This window comes from Bacteroides sp. HMSC067B03 (assembly GCF_001811315.1).
Taxonomy (GTDB): domain Bacteria; phylum Bacteroidota; class Bacteroidia; order Bacteroidales; family Bacteroidaceae; genus Bacteroides; species Bacteroides faecis.
Genome location: NZ_KV804283.1, coordinates 36,952 through 57,393, shown reverse-complemented (window position 1 = coordinate 57,393; position 20,442 = coordinate 36,952). Strand labels below are relative to the sequence as shown.

The window sequence follows — 20,442 nt, the reverse complement described above, 5'->3', positions numbered from 1 at the left end:
AGACAGATATGTTGTTCGACAGAAAAACTATCATTTTATCATTATTTAATCAAAATATAGACAAGAAATCATTCACATTTGAAAAGTTTTCCTATATTTGCAATGCAACAAGCTTACATTTTATCAGAATAACCTTTTAAACTATAATATCATGAACATCCAGAAAATCATGTCCTCTTTGGAGGCAAAGCACCCCGGTGAATTAGAGTATCTTCAGGCAGTGAAAGAAGTTCTTCTTTCAATCGAAGATATATACAATCAGCATCCCGAATTTGAAAAAGCCAAGATCATCGAAAGACTGGTAGAGCCTGATCGTATCTTCACTTTCCGTGTCACTTGGGTAGACGACAGAGGGGAAGTTCAGACCAATCTCGGTTATCGTGTACAATTCAACAACGCTATCGGTCCGTACAAAGGCGGTATCCGTTTCCATGCTTCCGTCAACCTTTCTATTTTGAAATTCCTCGGCTTCGAGCAGACATTCAAGAATGCACTGACTACGCTTCCTATGGGTGGCGGTAAAGGCGGTTCGGACTTCTCCCCCCGTGGCAAAAGCAATGCGGAAATCATGCGTTTCTGCCAGGCATTTATGTTGGAATTGTGGCGCCACTTGGGTCCGGATATGGATGTACCTGCCGGTGATATCGGTGTAGGCGGTCGCGAAGTAGGTTATATGTTCGGTATGTACAAGAAGCTGACCCGTGAGTTTACGGGAACATTCACCGGAAAAGGACTTGAATTCGGCGGTTCGCTGATTCGTCCGGAAGCCACCGGTTTCGGCGGTTTGTACTTCGTTCACCAAATGTTGCAGGCAAAAAATATCGATATTAAAGGCAAGACAGTGGCGATCTCCGGTTTCGGTAACGTAGCTTGGGGTGCTGCTACCAAAGCAACCGAATTGGGTGCCAAAGTAATCACCATCTCCGGACCGGACGGATACATTTACGACCCGGACGGCATCAGCGGAGAAAAGATAGATTACATGCTCGAACTTCGCGCTTCGGGCAATGACATTGTTGCTCCTTACGCTGAAAAGTATCCGGGTGCGACCTTCGTAGAAGGCAAACGTCCATGGGAAGTAAAGGCAGATATAGCACTTCCTTGCGCTACTCAGAACGAATTAAATGGAGAAGATGCACAAAATCTCATAAAAAATAACGTTCTTTGCATTGGAGAAATTTCCAACATGGGATGTACGCCGGAAGCGATCGACTTGTTTATCGAAAAGAAAGTAATGTATGCTCCGGGTAAAGCAGTCAACGCCGGTGGTGTTGCTACTTCCGGTCTGGAAATGTCTCAGAATGCCATGCACCTGAGTTGGAGTGCTGCCGAAGTGGACGAAAAACTTCACGCTATCATGCACGGTATCCATGCACAATGCGTGAAATACGGCACAGAATCCGATGGATATATCAATTATGTGAAGGGAGCTAACATTGCCGGCTTCATGAAAGTAGCTCACGCAATGATGGGACAAGGCGTTATTTAAAAGAGACTTTGTTTAGTTGTATTTGTATTTGTGGTTTGCGCTGCTCGCCTCCTGTGACAGGACGCGGGTAGCGCTATTTTTTTGAGATTAACATTATTTTCAATGGAATTAATTATCTTTGTAGCATCATACAGTAAATAATTACTCGTGAGTTTGTTCTTGAAAATAAATAACTCGTAATGAATGAGTTATCATTCATGATTTTGTAATTAATAATTCGTAAACAATAAAAAATGCTACAACCCGAATTAAAACTCCGCCGTGACAAGATTCGCAGTCTGATGGTGTCACAAGGCATTGATGCCGCCCTCATTACTTGTAATGCAAATTTAATTTACACGTATGGCTGTGTAGTCAGCGGCTATCTTTATCTCCCTCTTCATTCACCGGCACTGCTGTTTTTCAAGCGGCCTAACAATATCACCGGAGAACACTCGTTCTCCATCCGCAAACCGGAACAGATTGTCGATATTCTGAAAGAAAAAGGTTTGCCTTTGCCCACTAAACTGATGCTGGAAGGTGACGAACTTCCTTACACGGAATATGTCCGGCTGGCAGGTTTGTTTCCCGAAGCCGAAGTCGTGAACGGGACACCGCTGATCCGTCAGGCACGCAGCGTAAAGACAGCTATTGAAATTGAAATGTTCCGTCGTTCGGGAATGGCGCATGCAAAGGCATATGAGCTGATTCCGAGCGTTTATCGTCCCGGAATGACAGACATTGAGTTCTCGATAGAAATTGAGCGCCTGATGCGTCTTCAAGGCTGTCTTGGCATCTTCCGTGTGTTTGGCCGCAGCATGGAAATCTTTATGGGAAGTGTACTGACCGGGGATAATGCCGGCTATCCGTCTCCTTACGATTTCGCTTTAGGTGGCCGGGGACTCGATCCCGCCCTGCCCGGAGGTGCTGACAAGACTCCGCTAAAAGAAGGACAAAGCGTTATGGTCGATCTGGGAGGTAACTTTAACGGATATATGGGCGATATGAGCCGTGTATTCTCTATCGGCAAACTGTCGGAAGAGGCCTACACCGCTCATCAGGTGTGCCTTGACATTCAAGAAAAGATTGCTTCAATCGCCAGACCGGGTGTTCCTTGCGAAACGCTTTATAACACAGCTATCGAAATGGCTGCTCAGGCAGGATTTGCCGATAGATTCATGGGAACGGGACAACAGGCCAAGTTCATCGGTCACGGCATCGGACTGGAAATCAATGAAGCGCCTGTACTTGCTCCACGCATCAAGCAGGAACTGGAACCGGGCATGGTCTTTGCCCTCGAACCAAAGATTGTTCTTCCGGGCATAGGTCCCGTAGGTATCGAAAACTCTTGGGTAGTGACCAACGATGGGATAGAGAAACTGACCAACTGTAACGAAGAAATCGTAGAACTGTCATAAAGTTAAGGAGTTGTCTCAAAGCCAGAAACGGCATATCATGATACTGTCAATGATAAAATAGTCTGCTGACTTTATTAAGTTGTTTCATTTATCTTAAGTGATGCTGACTACCAATGATAAGCCTATCAACATTTTGAGATAGTTTCTGCATGATTTTGAGGCAGTATCCAAACATACAGATATTCAAGATTATAATAGGCACGGATTCCACAGATTTCACGGTTCTTTTATTAACTAAAACCGTGAAATCCGTGGAATCCGTGCCTAAATCTTAATTTACAATTATATTGAAGCTGATCTTTACGCTAAGAAAGAACTCATTTCACAGGTTTCAATCCCATCTTTGCCGCCCTTTCCAGCATAAAAGCGTGAGCTGCTTCATACTCGTTAGGGATAACTCCGTCCAGAATTGCATCCTTTATCGCACTCTTCAGAGAGCCGACTTCCCGGCAAGGCTGCAAGCCGAAAGTTTCCATTATCTCTTCCCCGCTCACCGGAGGCTGGAAATTACGGACCCGATCCTTTTCTTCGAGATCTTTCAACTTCTGGCGAACCAGTTGGAAGTTATTCAGAAAACGCTGTTTGCGCTCCATATTTTTGGAAGTGATATCCGCTTCGCAAAGAGTCATCAGGTCGTCGATATCATCGCCCGCCTCAAAGAGCAGACGACGAACGGCGGAATCCGTTACCACATCATCCGCTATCACAATGGGGCGCATGTGCAAACTGACCATTTTCTGCACATACTTCATCTTCTCATTCATCGGCAGTTTCATCTTCCGGAAGATATTCGGAACCATCTTCTCACCGATAAAATTATGATTATGGAACGTCCATCCCGCTCTAGGCTCCCAGCGCTTCGTTGCAGGCTTGGCTATATCGTGCAATAACGCTGCCCAGCGCAACCAGAGATTATCCGTCTTTTTGCTGATATTGTCCAGCACTTCCAGTGTGTGATAAAAGTTGTCTTTGTGCGATCTGCCGTTCCGTGTTTCTACACCTTGCAGGGCAGCCAGTTCCGGAAAAATCAACGGCAACAGTCCGCTTCGTTCCAGTTCTACAAAACCTTTTGAAGGGATGGGCGAAAGAATTATCTTGTTCAGTTCATCCGCAATGCGTTCACGGGAGATTATTTCAATCCGTTCTTTATTACGGCAGAGCGATTCGAAAGTGTCGTCGTCGATATAGAATCCCAGTTGCGTGGCAAAACGGATGCAGCGCATCATACGCAGCGGGTCATCGCTGAACGTGATATCCGGGTCGAGCGGTGTGCGGATGGTCTTTTCCTTCATGTCCTCCATGCCGCCAAACGGGTCTACCAACTCACCGAAGCGCGCTTTATTCAGGCAGACAGCCATCGCGTTAATCGTAAAATCACGGCGGTTCTGGTCGTCTTCCAGCGTTCCGTCCTCTACAATAGGTTTCCGTGAGTCCCGTTGATAAGACTCTTTGCGGGCGCCTACAAATTCCACTTCCGTGCCTTTATATTTCACTTGTGCCGTACCGAAATTCTTGAAAACAGAGACATGCGCACCACGTCCCAATCGCTTTCCAAGTGCTTCCGCCATCGCAATTCCACTGCCTACTACTACTACATCTATATCTTTAGAGGGACGTTGCAGAAAAATATCACGAACGTAACCGCCTACTACATAGCACTCCAATTCGAGTGCATCGGCTGTTTCGGCTATCTGTCCGAAAATCGGTTCGCTAAAATGCTGCTTCAATTCCTCTTGAGTCAACTCTATCATCTTTTTTTAGTGCTTAACGATCAGTGATAAACAATCGATGCGCAACGGCAAAGCCGGTTAGCAACCGCCAATGACCGGGCACTTATCACTAATACAAGTTTTGAGGGGGCAAAATTACAAAAATAAGGGATATAATTTGTATTTTTGCCGCTATAAAGTAAACGATGGGCGATGAACTGACAAGTAACAACAAACGTCGAATCGTAAATTGTGCAAGGTAAGCGATCAAACGATGAATGCTATTCAATCGCCGGTCATCTAATAGTAAAATGTAAACGGTATGATGAAAAAACTGATTATCTTCTTTTGCGGCACGCTGGCACTGACAGCCTGCGGAAACGGCATCGAAAAGAAAGCCAATGAAAAACTGACAGTTGCCCGCGCTGCCTACGAACGTGGCGACTACGAAGAAGCAAAGACACAAATCGACAGTATCAAGATTTTGTATCCCAAAGCATTCGAAGCCCGCAAAGCCGGTCAGGAATTGATGCTGGACGTGGAACTCAAGGCACAACAAAAGATTCTTGCTTATCTGGACAGTGCCCTTCAGTCTAAACAAGAAGCGTTCGACGCCATCAAAGACAAGTACACGCTGGAAAAAGATGCCGAATATCAACAAGTGGGCAACTATATCTGGCCTACTCAAGCCATCGAAAAGAACCTACACCGCTCCTTCCTCCGCTTTCAAGTGAACGAACAGGGCATTATGAGCATGACTTCCATCTATTGCGGAGCCAGCAATATCCACCACGTAGGCGTCAAAGTAACGACTCCCGACGGCAGTTTTGCTGAAACTCCGACTTCGAAGGACAGCTACGAGACAACGGACATGAACGAGAAAATAGAGAAAGCCGATTACAAACTGGGAGAAGACGGTAGTGTGATCGAATTTCTGAACCTCAACAAAGACAAGAATATCCGTGTGGAATTTGTCGGCGACCGTAAATACACCACGACTATGACCCCGGCTGACCGTCAGGCAGTAGCAGGCGTTTACGAACTGACACAAATTCTTTCCGCTATGCAGCAAATCAAGAAAGAACAGGAGGACGCCAACCTGAAAATCGGATTTATCAATAAGAAGAAAGAGCGGAAAGCACTGGAAGAAGCAACCGAGAAATAATTGCTTTTTCTGAGTCACAGCTTTCCGAAAGAATAAAAAGGTCCGGAGAATGACAAATAGCCGACCGATTTGAAAAGAAAGATATAAAGTCGGGAAGAAATAAGTAAAGTCGGGAAAAGAACCAATAAAACCCGGAAAAATAAATTAAAACGGTAAGCGATGAATGACTGTGTTCATTAGAGGTAACACATTCGTCTTTCCATCGCTTACCGTTTTTTATTTCAATACGAGATACGGTTTTCAATCTTGCTATAACAAGCAATCTGTAACCATATTTCCTTCTGTTTTTAAAGGAGCATACCCACATTCCCTTGTTCGTATCCTCTTGCTTCAGAGAAACGGAATAGCCTGGTATCTGGAAAAGGCACAACCTAGCTACATAAAACGACGCAGCCTGACAGGTAGAAAGGGCGTAGCCTCCCAAGCCTTATTTCACCCTCCTATTCAACTGATTATTAGCCTTTTCTACCTTAGACTTACCGATTCGCTTCCCCGACACCTTCTTCTTTCCGGCAGCAGGCTTTGCCTTTCCGGCAAACGGGTTGTTACTTTTTTTGATTGGCATAACTCAATAGACGATCATTCTCCTTCGTAATACTCGCCCAAAAACCAGCGAGCCACAAAGTCCCAGTTATCGTGCAGCAGTTCTTTTCCGTTCTCAAAAGGGAATTGCGCTTCGGGCAGCAGTTCGTGTTCCATGCCGTACTTCAGCAAGTCGAACGGGCACAGTCCTTCCTCACAGAAGAGTTCGTATGCTTCTTCCTCAGCCACTTCCGCATTGTACAGCGGGTTCCGTTTATCGGCAAAATAAGGAGCCACATCCGGACCTATCAGCAATCCCTTCGGATTGGCATACATCACAAAATCCGAAAACTCCTTCAAGTCAGGCAACAGAGAATCTTCCTCATCCTCCCATTGCAGTGCCTGCACAAAGAACAGTTTCAAAGCCTCATAAGAATCGAAGAACATCAACGGCTCGCCACCACTCGCTTTCAGGAAGCGCTCCACATTCACAGGCAACTGATCACCCGGAGCAGCAACAGGCAAAGCAGTCCGCTTCTTCTCCATCAGTTCCGATTCCATCAACCAGTCGCCGGCAAGCCCGTCGCTGATAGGCGCTGTCTCGAAAACCGCTTCCAGCTGCGCATAAATCACATCCGCAAACTCCAGCAAGTCCGTATCCAGCGGATTCTCCACCCCGTCGAAATCATCGCCCACAGGCGAGTTGATTCCCCATAGCAAGAAAGCGATGTCCTCCTTATTGATCTCATCAGCCAGATAATCTTCCGACAATTCGTAAAAAGGCAGGTAACGTCCGTAATTTCGTTTATGCCAGCGGATAAACTGCCGCCAGTTGCCTCCGTCCGTCACACAATCTTCCAGATAAAGAGTCAGCATCAAAGTCACCTGATTCTGGCTCTCCTGTGTCTCCGATTTATATAAATAAGATTCGCTGACGACAGGTAATAAAAGATTAGCAAATTCGAGATACCAGTGATCCGTCGCCAACACCTTCGCACGACCATGAAGATCCAGCCATGCTTTCATGTAAATTTTCCCTTGTTTCATTATTTTTCTGTTGCTTGTTTAGTTTTTCCCGCACTATTACAGTCTTTTCAAAGCCAATTTAATAACTTTCTCTACCGGAGCATCCGGTTCTTCCTTCAATATAGCCAGTACCACTTTCTGCGAAGGCGCGGCGGCAAAGCCGAGCATCGTCAGGGCAGCTACCGCTTCCTCCTGCACTTCCACGCTGGCAGTCTGCAGTAACATTCCGGCAGAAGCACTTCCGCCGGCAACAGTCGCTCCCATCGTCTTAATCTTGTCTTTCAGATCGACAATCACACGCTGCGCTGTCTTCAGTCCGATTCCCTTCACCGTTTTCAGCAAGTTCGCATTTTCGGTGCTGATCACGTTCACCAGTTCTGCAGGCGAGAGGGCGGAAAGAATCATACGCGCCGTATTGCCTCCGATGCCCGACACGGAAATGAGCAGCAAGAAAATCTCCCTCTCCTGCTTGTCGGCAAATCCGTAGAGCACATAAGCATCCTCGCGAATAGCCTCATAGATATATAACTTACAGTTTTTCTTCCCCTGAATAGCCGAATAAGTATTCAGGGATATATTGGCGGCATAGCCTACCCCGTTACAGTCGATCACTGCGGTTGCCGGACTAAGTTCGGCAAGTTCGCCTCTTACATATTCTATCATAGTGTGAGCAAAGATAAGATAAATTCACCACAGATGAAAAGACTTTCGTAACATTTCCTCCTTGCAGGCAGAGGTGAAAAAATTAAAAATAATGCAGGCGGTAAACAAAACTTCCTAGTAATTTGTTTACTTTTGTGGCAGAATTAAAGAAAAATGTTCATATAAAACCAATAAAAGAATGAAAAAAGTAAGAGCAGCTATTGTCGGTTACGGCAATATCGGACACTATGTACTTGAAGCGCTGCAGGCAGCGCCTGATTTCGAAATCGCCGGAGTCGTTCGTCGTGCAGGAGCAGAGAACAAACCGGAAGAGTTGGCAAACTATGCAGTAGTGAAAGATATCAAGGAACTGGAAGGAGTAGAAGTAGCCATCCTCTGCACGCCGACCCGCAGCGTTGAGAAATACGCCAAAGAATACCTGGCAATGGGAATTAATACGGTAGACAGCTTCGATATCCACACAGGCATCGTCGACCTGCGCCGCACGCTGGATGCAGCCGCCAAGGAGCACAAAGCCGTATCTATCATCTCCGCAGGATGGGACCCGGGAAGCGACTCTATCGTACGCACCATGCTCGAAGCAATCGCTCCGAAAGGAATCACTTACACCAACTTCGGCCCAGGCATGAGCATGGGACACACAGTTGCCGTTAAAGCAATCGACGGAGTGAAAGCCGCCCTCTCCATGACCATTCCTACCGGAACGGGAATCCACCGCCGCATGGTGTACATCGAGCTGAAAGACGGATACAAATTTGAAGAAGTAGCCGCAGCCATCAAAGCAGACCCTTACTTCGTGAACGACGAGACACATGTAAAACTTGTGCCGAGCGTAGACGCGCTGCTCGATATGGGGCACGGTGTAAATCTGACTCGCAAGGGAGTTTCCGGTAAAACACAGAACCAGTTGTTCGAGTTCAACATGCGCATCAACAATCCTGCGCTCACCGCACAGGTACTTGTATGCGTGGCACGCGCTTCCATGAAGCAGCAACCGGGATGCTACACGATGGTGGAAGTTCCGGTGATCGACCTCCTTCCGGGCGACCGTGAAGAGTGGATCGGACACTTGGTATAATATTTTATCCGCCTATTGAAATAAAAATGGAGAAAGGGAGTACACCTTTCTCTATTTTTTTTATCTTTGTCGGAGATGAAAAACACACTCCATATGAAAAGACTATTCATATTCTCCACATTTCTGTTATTATTGCTATCGACTACCTTCCCACAGCAGTCCGGTAACACCATCAAACCGAATCTGAAGTACGGAAAACCTTCAAAGGAAGAGCTCTCTCTGAACAGCTATGCCCCCGATACCACCGCCACCGCCATCTACCTGTTTCGCATGGGCGAAAGCAAATTCGTATATAAAGACGGCTTCCAGTTAGTGACCGAGCATTGGGTGCGCATCAAAGTACTGAAGCCCCAGGGCGTATCCTACGCCGATGTGACTATCCCCTACTACTCCCCTTCCGACAAAGACAGAGGGCAGGAAAGAGCCAGCGAAATAAACGGCTGTTCCTACCATCTGGAGAACGGACAGTGCATCGAAACACCGCTGAAACGGGACCATATCTCCGACGAACGGGTAAACCAGCACATCCGCCTGCTGAAATTCTCGATCCCCTCCGTCAAAGTCGGCAGCGTCATTGAATACCATTACAAACTCTATTCCGACTACTTCGCCCACATCGACAACTGGATGATGCAGGACGAACTTCCGATGATATACAACCAGTATAAAATCACCATCCCCCACGCCTACATCTACAACATCGAACTGCGCGGCAAAGACTGGATAACCAGCAAAGCAAAAGAGACCTCCATACACGGAACGACCACCCAACAAAGCGGCATAGCAAAGATAGCGGAAGACTTCTCCATCCCGTCGCGCGAAATGACCTTCACCTCGCAGAACCTCCCCGCCATCCGGCAGGACGAGTCATACTGCTGGTGTCCCGAAGATTATAAAATACAGGTCAGCTTCGACCTGCAAGGCACCCATTTCCCCGGCAGAGAATACGAACCCTTCAGCGAGGAGTGGAAAGACGTGGACAAGCAACTGACCAAGCCCGAAGACGAGCTTTTCGGCAAGCACTTGTCTTTCAACAATCCTTTTAAAGAAGAAGCCATAGCCGCCTTTACCAGCGAAATGACATTCGAGCAGAAAGTCATCACCGCCTTCCGGGTATTGAAGCAAAAGCTCTCCTGGAACGGCAGATACGAGCTTTACAGCAGAGACCTCAACAAAGTGATCAAAGCAGGAAACGGCAGCAATGCCGATCTGAACTTTATCCTCATGGGGATTCTCAAAGACTACGGCATCCGCTCCTATCCTGTCGTGCTGAGCCGCCGCTCGACGGGAGTGCTGCCTTTCAACTTCCCTTCGCTCCAAAAGCTGAACACCTTCCTTGTCGCCGCCTACAACAATGACACCCAAGGCTACGTTTACCTCGACAGTTCCATGGAGCTGCCGGCTCTCAATGTGCTACCGCTCGATTTGTGTGTCAACAAAGCACGCATCCTCTCTCCCGACGAACCGGAAGAGAAGAAATGGGTAGACCTGATCAACCTCAGCAGCAATGTAGCTTTCATGCAAATCAATGCCACCGTACAGGACGGACAGATCAGAGGACACCGCATGACGCAACTGCAGGGACAGGAAGCGGTAGAATACCAGAAGAAACAGCTCCGCCAGAAGAAAGACTCACTGATTTTCACTCCGTTAGATGCCGGTAAGGAAAAGTTCGCTTTCAAGAACTTAAAGCAGGAGAACGATGCCTATGACCCCACGCAGATCAAAGAAGAGTTCGACTTCCTGATGGATACCGAAACCACAGGCGGACGGCTTTACGTCAATCCGATGGTCTTCCCGCAACTGGAGCGGAATCCGTTTATCCAGACGGAGCGCATACTCCCTGTCGAATTTCAGTACCCGTACAAATACAACCTGATATGCACGCTTATGCTTCCCGACGGATACGAGGTAGAGGAGATACCCGAGTCGTATTCCGTCAGAACCGATGACGGAAAGTTGCAATGCAGGTACATGATTCAGAGGACTGACAACAAAGTCGTCCTCAACTATGTATTCCAGTTGCGGACACACATTCTCCTTCCCGACCAGTACAGCCAGCTACAGGATATATGGACCAAAGTAATCGAGAAGAATCAGGCACTGATCGTTCTCAAAAAGATATAGATTTTCTTCACCACAAACAACTGAATGACGATGAAAACAGCACTGATTTGGATTCTTTTACTGCTAGGGTGCCAAGGGTTCGCCCAGCAGACAGCGACAGACAGTTTCAAGCCCAGCATGAAATACGGCAAACCTTCGGAAGAAGAACTCGCCATGACCACCTACGCGCCGGACACCTCCGCGACAGCGGTCGTGCTCTATTCGAAGTGCGAAGTCCGCTATGACCTGTTAGCCAACAATTTCCGCATCCTCTACAACTATGAGGTCAAAATCAAAGTACTTAAATCCGAAGGAGCGTCCTATGCCGACATCCGGATTCCCTACTACTCCAACGAAAGCAATGCCGTCATCACACTGAAAGAAAGCATCAGCCAACTTGACGCTTCGGCCTACAATATGGAAGGCGGAGAGATGGTACGCACCAAGATGAAGCGCGACCTGGTCTTCACGGAACGCATCAACAAACAATACATGCAGCTCAAATTCTCGATACCTGCCGTCAGGGAAGGAACCGTATTCGAATACAAATACCAGCTGAGTTCCGACCTCTACTACAGCATCAACCTGTGGGAGGCGCAAAGAGACATCCCGGTGATCTTCACCCAATATGACATCACCATACCGGAATATTTCAAGTTCAACCTCGACATGCGGGGCCCTCACCCGATGGCGTCCAAAGACGAAACCTCTTCTCTTACGTTTCTCCTCAGCCTCCCGGGCGGACAGACAGAAATGCTCAGCTGCAACGGCCGCCACATGATATTCACCGGAGAACACCTCCCCGCCCTGCGTCCGGACAACTATGTGTGGTGTGCCAACGACTATATGAGCAGCGTATATTTCGAACTCCGGGGAGTGGACTTTCCGGGATCGTTCTACCGGTCTTTCACCCACACCTGGGAGGAGATCGACCAAATGCTGCTACAGGACGAAGACTTCGGCGCCATGCTCAAGATGCGCAACCCTTACCGGGACGAGATGGCTTCGCTGTCACTGGACCAACTGCCCGACCGTCAGAACCGGATCGCTGCCATCTACACCTTCCTCAAACAGAAAATATCGTGGAACGGCCAATACGGGCTATACGGCAACGAAGTGAAAAAAGCGGTCAAGAACGGGACAGGCAGCAACGCAGACATCAATTTCATCCTGATGAGCATGCTGCGTGACGCGCAGATTCCCTGCTATCCGGCAGTGATGAGCCGCAAAGACAGGGGCATCCTCCCTTACAGCTATCCTTCGATACAAAAGCTGAACACCTTCATTGTCGGCATCGCCGATACGGACAGCACACTGGTATTCCTCGACGGCTCGGTGATCAACGGCTACATGAATACCCTGCCGCCCGTACTGATGGTAAACCGCGCACGCCTCATCAGCGAAACAGCCGGAGGCAGATGGATGAACCTAAGCAAACTCGGCAAAAACCAGATACGCGCCACCGTCAGAGCGCAGATTCATCCGGACGGACAGATCACGGGCGACCGCAACGCAGTGTATATGGGGCAGTATGCAGCCAACCTCCGCAGACGTTATTACGCAGCAAAAGACAGCACGGAATATATCAATCAGCTGGAAACGGAAGAAAACATCAAAGTCAAAAAGTTCGAGACCAGAGAACTGAACGTCTTCTCGCCCAGAATAACGGAATTCCTCGATTTTGAAAAACAGGCGACGGTGAATGACGACCTTATCTATGTCAATCCCATGATTTTCCTGCACGTCAGCAAGTGTCCGTTCATTCAGACAGAGAGGCAGTTGCCGCTCGAAATGCCATATACCGAACATATCCTGCAGGCAACGATGCTGACCATCCCGGAAGGCTATGCGGTAGAAGAACTTCCCAAACCGCTCAATCTCAAAACGGAAGACGGACAAGACATCGTCCGGTACAACATCAGCCAGTCGGGGAACACAATCAACGTGACATATACATTCATTGCCAACAAGTTACTCCATCTCGCTACCGAATACCCAACGGTCAAAATGTTCTGGGAAAACGTCGCCGAGAAGAATAACGAATTGATAGTGCTTAAGAAACAATGATAATAACATGAAGCTGATGACCCATTATTCGCGAACCAAACTATACGGACTGCTCTGCACTTGGCTCTGCTTTTGCCTCCTGCCTGTCCGTGCCCAGGACATAGCCTCCAATTCCAACTCCCTCATCGTAGACGCGCGGACGGAAGTGATCTGCAAGTCGATGACCCAGTCCGTCGAGAGAGAAACCCGCACCGTCACCATCCTTAATAAGAAGGGACTCGATGCGGCACATTTCTTCTGCAGCTGCGATATGTTCCGTTCGTTGCAGAAGTTCTCCGGAGAGCTTATCAACGCTTCGGGAGAAAGCGTGCGGAAGATCAAAAAATCGGAACTGGTGAAAAGCGAATACAGTTCCTCGCTCACCACGGACGATTATCTTTACTATTACGAATGCAACTATCCCTCCTTCCCTTTCACCGTGAAATATGTGTGGGAAGTGAAATGCAATAACGGACTGATAGGTTATTCTACCTTCATGCCGCAAATGGATTTCAGCCAGGGAGTAGAGAAGGCTTCCTACCGCATCGAACTGCCTGCCGGACAGCAATGCAGATACCGGACACTGAACACTGACGGGAAAAATATCCAAGTGAAGGAATCCACCGGTCCCGAAGGACAGCAGATTCTGGAAGTGTCCGCCGCCCAGTTGCCGCCTATCGTGAGCGAACCGTTCGGACCCAGCTTTGCCGAACTATTCCCGCGCGTATATTTCGCCCCTTCCGCTTTCAGTTTCGACAAGAAGCAGGGCGACATGAGCACATGGCAAAAGTACGGAGAGTGGCAGTACAGCCTTCTCAAAGACCGCGACCTGCTCACCGAACCGTTCAAAAGCAAGCTGCACGAACTGACAGCAAACTGCACAACCGACCGCGAAAAAGTGAAAGCCGTCTACGATTATCTGGCAAAGACCACCCGCTACGTCAGCATCCAACTGGGTATCGGAGGATTGCAGCCCATTACCGCCACCGACGTCTGCCGCACCGGATTCGGCGACTGCAAGGGACTTTCCAACTACGCCCGTGCCATGCTGAACGAGCTGGGCATCCCGTCCACCTATACGGTAATCAGCACCACCAACGAACGGCTGCTGCCCGACTTCTCCAGTGCCAACCAGATGAACCACGTCATTCTGCAAGTGCCTCTCCCGCAAGATACACTTTGGCTGGAATGCACGAATCCGCAGCTTCCTTTCGGCTATGTCCATCAGGACATTGCCGGACACGACGCCCTGCTCATCCAGCCCACCGGGGGCAGCATATACCGCTTGCCCGCCTATCCCGACTCGCTGAATACGCAACAGATCACCGCACGGATTTCACTCTCGCCCACCGCAGAAGCGAAGATCGAAGTTCAAGAAGTATCCCGGCTATTCCAATACGAAAACGAAGCGGGGATAGTCTACCTGGAACCCAACAAGCAGAAAGACCGTATCCGCTCGGACATCAACCTTTCGCAGGCCGATATCCTGCGCCTGCACATCAGCGAATGCAAAGAGGCAAATCCGTCTATCACATTCGACTATACGGCAAGCAGCAACCAGTACGGAAACAAGACGGGAAACCGCCTGTTTATCCCCGCCAATGTATTTCGCAAAGGGTTCAGCGTACCGCATATCACAAAGCGCACCCACCCCATCCACGTCAATTTCGGTTACTCGGATGCCGACAGCATCCGCATTCAGCTTCCCGAAGGATATACCATTGAAGGGCTTCCGCGACCGGCTGACCTGAAAAGCAAATTCGGCAATTTCCATTCTTCGGTTCGAGTGAATGATAACGAGATATGGATTGTCCACAACCTGTTTATGCGCAAAGGGATTTATGCTCCCGAAGAATATGCGGCCTTCCTCGACTTCCGGAAACAAGTAGCAGAGCAATATAACGGGAAAATCATACTAAAGAAAAAACCAAATTAAAGGAAAAATGAAAATACACAAAAAAACAGACCTCCCTGCACGGGACGGTAAAGAAGAATTTTCTCTCACGGTACTAACCTGCGATAAACGCGGAATAACCAATCTTGGTTACTATAACTTTGACACTGAAGACTGGGGCTTTTTTATGGATGATTATCCTGAGTACAAAGATACTGATTTTGTATGGATCTATCCACCGGAAGAACAGATGAGAAAGTTTTTGATAGAATCATCCAATGCCGAAGATAAACCGGCTGTTCCTTCAGCAAAGGAAAGTTGGTATAAAAAGAAAATACAACCTATTAAAAAGAAAATCAGTCTGGCTTTCAAGAAAAAATAAAAGTGTACCTTTGCGGCTCTAACATAACAAAAGTCGAAAGAAGACATTGGAAAATAAAAGATATAATAACGTCGAAGAATGGGCAAACACGCTCAGTCACGGGGCAGGTATTCTGCTTGGAGTCATAGCCGGGTATTTCTTGCTCTCGAAAGCGGCGGCCAGCACCGAACCGGACTGGGCGGTGGCTTGTGTATCCGTTTATCTGTTTGGCATGCTTTCTTCTTATGTCAGTTCCACATGGTATCACGGCAATCACCCGGGCAGATTGAAAGAGCTGCTTCGCAAATTCGATCACGGGGCGATCTACCTGCACATTGCGGGAACGTATACGCCGTTCACACTGCTTGTCATGAGGCATGCCGGAGGTTGGGGCTGGGGCATTTTCTCTTTTGTCTGGCTGTCGGCTATCGTCGGCTTCATACTGAGTTTCAAGAAACTGAAAGAACACAGTAATCTGGAAACGGTTTGCTACGTAGCCATGGGAGCCAGCATTCTGGTGGCCATGAAACCTCTGATGGATAACTTAACAGAGATGGGAGCCGCCCCGGCCTTCTGGTGGCTGATAGGCGGGGGAGCTTCGTATATCATCGGGGCGGTGTTTTATTCGCTGCGCAAACCGTACATGCATGCCACCTTCCATCTGTTCTGTCTGGGAGGAAGCATCGGACATATGATAGCGATCTGGTTGATATTGTAAGTTACAGCAGGTCGTCATTCAACACGAAAATCTCCTCCACCGGAACTCCGAAATAACGTGCTATCTTCAGCGCAAGAACCGTAGAGGGGATGAACTTTCCTGTCTCTACCGTATTTATTGTCTTACGGGTCACTCCAATAGCTACAGCCAGCTCTTCCTGACTGATGTTCTTCATCGCCCTGTACACCTTTATTTTATTCAGTAGTTCTTTATTTTCCATCTTAAACTTATGGTTTATAAAGAATCAATTTTCTTATTTGCGAAGATAATCCGGCTATGAAAATGATAATCAGAGAAGCAATATGTACCGAAAGATTCAAACAATCTCCAAAAGTAAAGACTATGACTCCAGCTATCAAAGCTGCATAAAATCCCGTAGCCAAAGATTTGTAATTATACACCGAATAGATTTCACCATCCAATGCCTCTGCCAGCCTCTTATCATTCTTGATCTTTTCAAGTGTAGCGGATGTCTTCCATGCGACAGCCGCATATATCAACAATACAAAAGCATTAAAATAACTCATGCCCCACGTACTTTCATTGTTATCTATACAATAAATCCACCATGCTATCCATCCCAAAAGCAACGTCGATGCAATAGTCCGCACCAATAGAGCATTAAACCTTTTAATCTCCATCTTTTCAATCGTAAAATTTTCCATAACCATAGAATTTAGTCCATACTCTTATCTTCAAGTTTCACCCATAGGTTCCAAAAAGAAACCCTTAGGTTACAAAAATAGTTATTAAAAACTATATTCCAAGCAATCATCCATCTATTTTTTTATTCTCCCGTTTTCATTGAACCAAACCTACCCTTCCAGTCGTTATATATATAAGGAGACTCTAAAAATGCAAGAACAATGAAATGGGAAAACCAACTGATAAAAGACCTGCAATGGTCGAATGAAATTACCAACAGAGAAGCCAAACAACGTGTGGCACGCGAGATTGCCGCCACAGCCAAAGCTGGCGACATAATAGGAGCCGGCTCCGGCTCCACCGTCTACCTCACTTTGTTCGAACTGGCCAAGCGGATTCACGAAGAGCACCTGCCTCTGGAAGTGGTCCCCGCCTCCCAGGAAATCTCCATGACTTGCATCCAACTGGGCATCCCTCAAACCACCCTCTGGAACAAACGTCCCGACTGGACATTTGACGGGGCAGACGAAGTGGACCCCGACCACAATCTGATAAAAGGGCGTGGCGGAGCCATGTTCAAAGAAAAGCTGCTGATCAGGAGCAGCGGCAAAACCTTTATCATCGTCGATCCCAGCAAACTTGTCAACCTGCTGGGCAGCAAATTCCCCATACCGGTGGAAGTGTTTCCGAATGCACTGCCATACGTCGAAAAAGAACTGTACCGTCTGGGAGCCTCCAAAATTTCATTACGACCGGCCCATGGTAAAGACGGACCTATTTTGACAGAAAACGGAAACTTCATCCTCGACACCTATTTCCGTTATATTGACGCTTCACTGGAAGAACAGCTGAAAACAATCACGGGCGTTATTGAAAGCGGACTTTTCATCAATTACGACATAGAAGTAGTTGTAGCCGGATAATATAAAAGAAAGAGCGCGAAAGAAACGCTATTTTTAACACTTTAAGCTTCTTTACAACCGGTCTATCTTTGCAGCCGACTTAAAGAACCGACTATTCTGCATTCTGTAAATAGTGAAAGCACTATCCTCCCTTCTTTATCTCATACTATCGATTTATCAATAAAAACAAAAAAAGTAGTATGGAAAGACAAAACTCACTGCAAAGCAAAAATTTACAATTTCATTTTTCTTTTTTTAGAAACACCTGGAGCAAAGAATCAACCATCGTCACCCTACACAACCTTTACCTGCAAACCATCAGCTCACTCTGGAAGGCACAAACCGAATGCTACCGGAAACTGCAAGACCGTCCCGACCGCAGCAATGAAGCCAAAATGGTAAAAGGCGCCATGCCTGTCGTCATCATCGAGGGCATCTGCCGCCCGCATTGCAGTCATGCCGCAGCCAATCTGGAAAAAATGAGCGGACTAGCCATGTACGACCTCGACCACCTGAACGAACGGACATCTGCCGTCAAAGCCCTTTTCCGTGCTCTCCCCTACGTGCCTTACACACAGACCAGCATCTCCGGCAGAGGGCTCAAAGTCATCGTATTTCTCGACGCCCGTACCCCGGAAGAGTATCCCCTCGCCTACGCTATCTGCCGGCAGACACTGGAACAAATCGCCGGACACCCGTGCGACGGACAATGCGCCCGCATCACCCAGCCCTGCTCTTGTGTGTGGGATACCGACGCTTACTACAACCCTGCCCCCGAACCCTACCCGTGGCGTGAAGAACTTGCCGCCAATCCTTCGCTGGCCCATCTGCTCCAAACTAAAAACAATTACGGCAGCGGCAACCATGGCAACAACAAGGATAATAACAACGGAAAAGCCTCTCCTATCCCTCCCCCTACCGAAGCCTGCGGATACATCGAAGCTTTCGTCCGCCACTTCGCCCAGTACCATCCTTGGCAAAAAGGCAATCGCCACGAATCCATGCTGGCAATGGGAAGAAGCGCACGACGTAAGGGATTTTCGAAAGAGGAGGTTGAAAAATTAACATCTGTTATGTCAGTAGAAATCGTGGGAAACGGCTATACGCTGCAAGAGCTGCAAAAAGACTTATCAGCTGGATATCAATACGTTGACCTGTCTTACATTCCCCAAGAGACTCCCCGTTCACTGACAGTACTGACAACTGACACCTTTATGCCTGTTTCTGTGGAAAACGACCAGGGAAAAGAAGAAGAATTGTCCATAAAAAATGAAGAATTACGAGGTTCCACCCCCTGCATTCCGGACGAAGTATACGCCAACCTCCCCGATTTTCTGAAAGCAGCCTTGATACCGGCACGAACACAACGCGAACGTGATATGCTGCTTCTAGGATTGATTGCCAACTTAAGCGGCTGCCTCCCTCTTGTCCGCATCAATTTCGACCAGCGCTTTTACAGCCCTCATCTCTACATCCTGATCATCGCTCCTTCCGCCACCGGCAAAGGGCTTCTCACATTGGCAGGTATGCTTCCGCGAGAGATTGAAAACTATCTGAAAGGAGAAAACAAACGGAAAAAGGATACCTACGAACGGGAGCTCATGGAATGGGAACGAAGCAATCAATGCTTCAAGAAGGGGACGCAGACCGCAGGAGCATCCACTCCCGGCCCGAAGCCCGAAGCACCGGAATATTACCACTTATGCGGTGCTCCCAGCACCTCCAAAAACCAAATCATCCGACGGCTGAAAAATAATGGTGACCTCGGACTCATTATCAACGCTACCGAACTGGACATGATCTCCGGTGCCATCAAACAGGATTACGGCAAGCACGATGACGTATTCCGTGCCGCATACCATCATGAATCGGCAGCCACAGACTACAAGGTAGACGGTGAGCTCATCTTTGTTGAAGTGCCGCGCCTGGCACTCTGCCTGTCCGGCACGCCCAACCAACTACCCAACTTCATGCACTCTATGGAGAACGGACTTTTCCCCCGTTTCACCATCTACACCTGTGGGGCACGATGGAAATATCGTTCGGCAGCCCCCATCAAGGGGAAAAAAGACTATGTCACTCTCTACAAAGAATTTAGTCTGCAAGTACTGGAGATGTACTACTTCTTTCAGCAGTCGCCTACGGAAGTCACGCTGACCGACAGCCAATGGGAGGAACATACCACCTACTTCGACCGCCTGCTCAACGAAGTAGCCAGTGAGCAGGCAGATGCACCGGGCTCTATCGTCCTCCGTGGTGCACTGATGGTGGCACGCATAGCCTCTATCTTCACTGCCCTGCGCAAATATGAAGGTGCCATGCGCATGAAGGAGTACATCTGCACGGACGAAGATTTCCATGCAGCTATGCAGATCGTGCAAACCACCCTCAATCACAGCCTGCTCGTCTCCTCTTCACTGCCGGGAGATGAGGTGAAATCAAAACCTTTGAAATCTTACTTCCGAATCCGGACGGTCGTAGAAAGTCTTCCAACGACTTTTACTTACAAAGAGATCAAAGAGAAAGCACTGACAAAAGGTATTAGTGAAAGAAGCACTTGTAGGTATCTAAAGAGTCTCTTAGAATTAAAATACATTGATAAACAAGAAGATAGATATATCAGAATAAAAGAATTCACAGACAAATAGGCGTTAAGTGTCAGTTGTCAGTGGCAGTAGCCTCAAAGAGCTGATAAATTGGTATAAAATAGATACATCACAA

Annotated in this window: 17 protein-coding genes; 11 read left to right on the top strand and 6 right to left on the bottom strand. The window is 47.8% G+C overall.

Annotated elements, in window-relative coordinates; translation table 11 throughout:
* Positions 1–151 precede the first annotated feature (151 nt).
* Both gdhA and HMPREF2794_RS03430 read left to right on the top strand, forming a co-directional pair.
* Positions 152–1,489 (top strand): NADP-specific glutamate dehydrogenase, encoded by a 1,338-nt coding sequence (gdhA, locus tag HMPREF2794_RS03435; protein ID WP_010539151.1) that lies wholly within the window; start codon positions 152–154, stop codon positions 1,487–1,489.
* Positions 1,490–1,722: 233 nt separating this feature from the next.
* Positions 1,723–2,886 carry a M24 family metallopeptidase gene (locus HMPREF2794_RS03430; protein WP_010539152.1) on the top strand — a complete coding sequence of 388 codons (1,164 nt, stop codon included), beginning with the start codon at positions 1,723–1,725 and terminating at the stop codon, positions 2,884–2,886.
* 317 nt (positions 2,887–3,203) lie between these two features.
* Here HMPREF2794_RS03430 and HMPREF2794_RS03425 read toward each other — a convergent pair whose 3' ends face one another.
* Positions 3,204–4,637, bottom strand: a complete 1,434-nt coding sequence (locus tag HMPREF2794_RS03425; RefSeq protein ID WP_010539153.1) for a CCA tRNA nucleotidyltransferase — start codon at positions 4,635–4,637, stop codon at positions 3,204–3,206.
* A 283-nt stretch (positions 4,638–4,920) separates the two neighbouring features.
* Here HMPREF2794_RS03425 and HMPREF2794_RS28800 point away from each other — a divergent pair, with 283 nt between their 5' ends.
* Positions 4,921–5,760 (top strand): outer membrane protein assembly factor BamD, encoded by an 840-nt coding sequence (locus HMPREF2794_RS28800; protein WP_029425685.1) that lies wholly within the window; start codon positions 4,921–4,923, stop codon positions 5,758–5,760.
* Positions 5,761–6,187: 427 nt separating this feature from the next.
* Here HMPREF2794_RS28800 and HMPREF2794_RS28795 read toward each other — a convergent pair whose 3' ends face one another.
* From HMPREF2794_RS28795 to ruvA, 3 genes are read right to left on the bottom strand one after another with little or no spacing between them, the layout of a single operon-like run.
* Entirely contained in the window at positions 6,188–6,325 is a 138-nt protein-coding gene (locus tag HMPREF2794_RS28795; RefSeq protein ID WP_087935389.1) for a hypothetical protein, read from the bottom strand.
* A 14-nt stretch (positions 6,326–6,339) separates the two neighbouring features.
* Positions 6,340–7,329, bottom strand: coding sequence for a DUF3843 family protein (locus HMPREF2794_RS03415; protein WP_022302464.1), 990 nt, complete (start codon positions 7,327–7,329; stop codon positions 6,340–6,342).
* Between the two features lie 36 nt (positions 7,330–7,365).
* On the bottom strand, positions 7,366–7,971 hold the full coding sequence (gene ruvA, locus HMPREF2794_RS03410) for a Holliday junction branch migration protein RuvA (protein WP_022302465.1): 606 nt from the start codon (positions 7,969–7,971) through the stop codon (positions 7,366–7,368).
* Positions 7,972–8,149: 178 nt separating this feature from the next.
* Here ruvA and HMPREF2794_RS03405 point away from each other — a divergent pair, with 178 nt between their 5' ends.
* The 6 genes from HMPREF2794_RS03405 (at position 8,150) to HMPREF2794_RS03380 (ending at position 16,174) form a co-directional block, all read left to right on the top strand.
* Positions 8,150–9,049: a diaminopimelate dehydrogenase gene (locus tag HMPREF2794_RS03405; protein ID WP_022302466.1), complete on the top strand. Its 900-nt coding sequence runs from the start codon at positions 8,150–8,152 to the stop codon at positions 9,047–9,049.
* A 93-nt stretch (positions 9,050–9,142) separates the two neighbouring features.
* Entirely contained in the window at positions 9,143–11,176 is a 2,034-nt protein-coding gene (locus HMPREF2794_RS03400) for a DUF3857 domain-containing protein (protein ID WP_022302467.1), read from the top strand.
* A gap of 30 nt (positions 11,177–11,206) precedes the next feature.
* Positions 11,207–13,222, top strand: a complete 2,016-nt coding sequence (locus HMPREF2794_RS03395) for a DUF3857 domain-containing protein (protein ID WP_055269875.1) — start codon at positions 11,207–11,209, stop codon at positions 13,220–13,222.
* Positions 13,223–13,229: 7 nt separating this feature from the next.
* Entirely contained in the window at positions 13,230–15,137 is a 1,908-nt protein-coding gene (locus HMPREF2794_RS03390) for a transglutaminase domain-containing protein (protein WP_010539160.1), read from the top strand.
* A 7-nt stretch (positions 15,138–15,144) separates the two neighbouring features.
* Positions 15,145–15,477, top strand: coding sequence for a hypothetical protein (locus HMPREF2794_RS03385; protein WP_010539161.1), 333 nt, complete (start codon positions 15,145–15,147; stop codon positions 15,475–15,477).
* Positions 15,478–15,523: 46 nt separating this feature from the next.
* The gene (locus HMPREF2794_RS03380; RefSeq protein ID WP_010539162.1) at positions 15,524–16,174 is read left to right on the top strand and encodes a PAQR family membrane homeostasis protein TrhA; all 651 of its coding nucleotides are present in this window, start codon (positions 15,524–15,526) and stop codon (positions 16,172–16,174) included.
* 1 nt (position 16,175) lies between these two features.
* On the opposite strand, the gene HMPREF2794_RS03375 is transcribed toward HMPREF2794_RS03380, so the two are convergent.
* Both HMPREF2794_RS03375 and HMPREF2794_RS03370 read right to left on the bottom strand, forming a co-directional pair.
* Positions 16,176–16,394 carry a helix-turn-helix transcriptional regulator gene (locus HMPREF2794_RS03375; RefSeq protein WP_010539163.1) on the bottom strand — a complete coding sequence of 73 codons (219 nt, stop codon included), beginning with the start codon at positions 16,392–16,394 and terminating at the stop codon, positions 16,176–16,178.
* Between the two features lie 7 nt (positions 16,395–16,401).
* On the bottom strand, positions 16,402–16,839 hold the full coding sequence (locus tag HMPREF2794_RS03370) for a hypothetical protein (protein ID WP_029425687.1): 438 nt from the start codon (positions 16,837–16,839) through the stop codon (positions 16,402–16,404).
* A 201-nt stretch (positions 16,840–17,040) separates the two neighbouring features.
* Between HMPREF2794_RS03370 and rpiA the strand changes: the two genes are divergently transcribed.
* Both rpiA and HMPREF2794_RS03360 read left to right on the top strand, forming a co-directional pair.
* A complete protein-coding gene (gene rpiA / locus HMPREF2794_RS03365) occupies positions 17,041–17,742 on the top strand; it encodes a ribose 5-phosphate isomerase A (protein WP_010539165.1) in 702 nt (233 codons plus the stop codon).
* 179 nt (positions 17,743–17,921) lie between these two features.
* Positions 17,922–20,369 (top strand): DUF3987 domain-containing protein, encoded by a 2,448-nt coding sequence (locus HMPREF2794_RS03360; RefSeq protein WP_010539166.1) that lies wholly within the window; start codon positions 17,922–17,924, stop codon positions 20,367–20,369.
* Positions 20,370–20,442: the final 73 nt, after the last annotated feature.

Excerpts from the sequence above, each read along its gene's own strand:
- gdhA (WP_010539151.1), top strand. The coding sequence starts at position 152 with ATGAACATCCAGAAAATCATGTCCTCTTTGGAGGCAAAGCACCCCGGT.
- HMPREF2794_RS03430 (WP_010539152.1), top strand. The coding sequence starts at position 1,723 with ATGCTACAACCCGAATTAAAACTCCGCCGTGACAAGATTCGCAGTCTG.
- HMPREF2794_RS03425 (WP_010539153.1), bottom strand. The coding sequence starts at position 4,637 with ATGATAGAGTTGACTCAAGAGGAATTGAAGCAGCATTTTAGCGAACCG.
- HMPREF2794_RS28800 (WP_029425685.1), top strand. The coding sequence starts at position 4,921 with ATGAAAAAACTGATTATCTTCTTTTGCGGCACGCTGGCACTGACAGCC.
- HMPREF2794_RS28795 (WP_087935389.1), bottom strand. The coding sequence starts at position 6,325 with ATGCCAATCAAAAAAAGTAACAACCCGTTTGCCGGAAAGGCAAAGCCT.
- HMPREF2794_RS03415 (WP_022302464.1), bottom strand. The coding sequence starts at position 7,329 with ATGAAACAAGGGAAAATTTACATGAAAGCATGGCTGGATCTTCATGGT.
- ruvA (WP_022302465.1), bottom strand. The coding sequence starts at position 7,971 with ATGATAGAATATGTAAGAGGCGAACTTGCCGAACTTAGTCCGGCAACC.
- HMPREF2794_RS03405 (WP_022302466.1), top strand. The coding sequence starts at position 8,150 with ATGAAAAAAGTAAGAGCAGCTATTGTCGGTTACGGCAATATCGGACAC.
- HMPREF2794_RS03400 (WP_022302467.1), top strand. The coding sequence starts at position 9,143 with ATGAAAAGACTATTCATATTCTCCACATTTCTGTTATTATTGCTATCG.
- HMPREF2794_RS03395 (WP_055269875.1), top strand. The coding sequence starts at position 11,207 with ATGAAAACAGCACTGATTTGGATTCTTTTACTGCTAGGGTGCCAAGGG.
- HMPREF2794_RS03390 (WP_010539160.1), top strand. The coding sequence starts at position 13,230 with ATGAAGCTGATGACCCATTATTCGCGAACCAAACTATACGGACTGCTC.
- HMPREF2794_RS03385 (WP_010539161.1), top strand. The coding sequence starts at position 15,145 with ATGAAAATACACAAAAAAACAGACCTCCCTGCACGGGACGGTAAAGAA.
- HMPREF2794_RS03375 (WP_010539163.1), bottom strand. The coding sequence starts at position 16,394 with ATGGAAAATAAAGAACTACTGAATAAAATAAAGGTGTACAGGGCGATG.
- HMPREF2794_RS03370 (WP_029425687.1), bottom strand. The coding sequence starts at position 16,839 with ATGGAAAATTTTACGATTGAAAAGATGGAGATTAAAAGGTTTAATGCT.
- rpiA (WP_010539165.1), top strand. The coding sequence starts at position 17,041 with ATGAAATGGGAAAACCAACTGATAAAAGACCTGCAATGGTCGAATGAA.
- HMPREF2794_RS03360 (WP_010539166.1), top strand. The coding sequence starts at position 17,922 with ATGGAAAGACAAAACTCACTGCAAAGCAAAAATTTACAATTTCATTTT.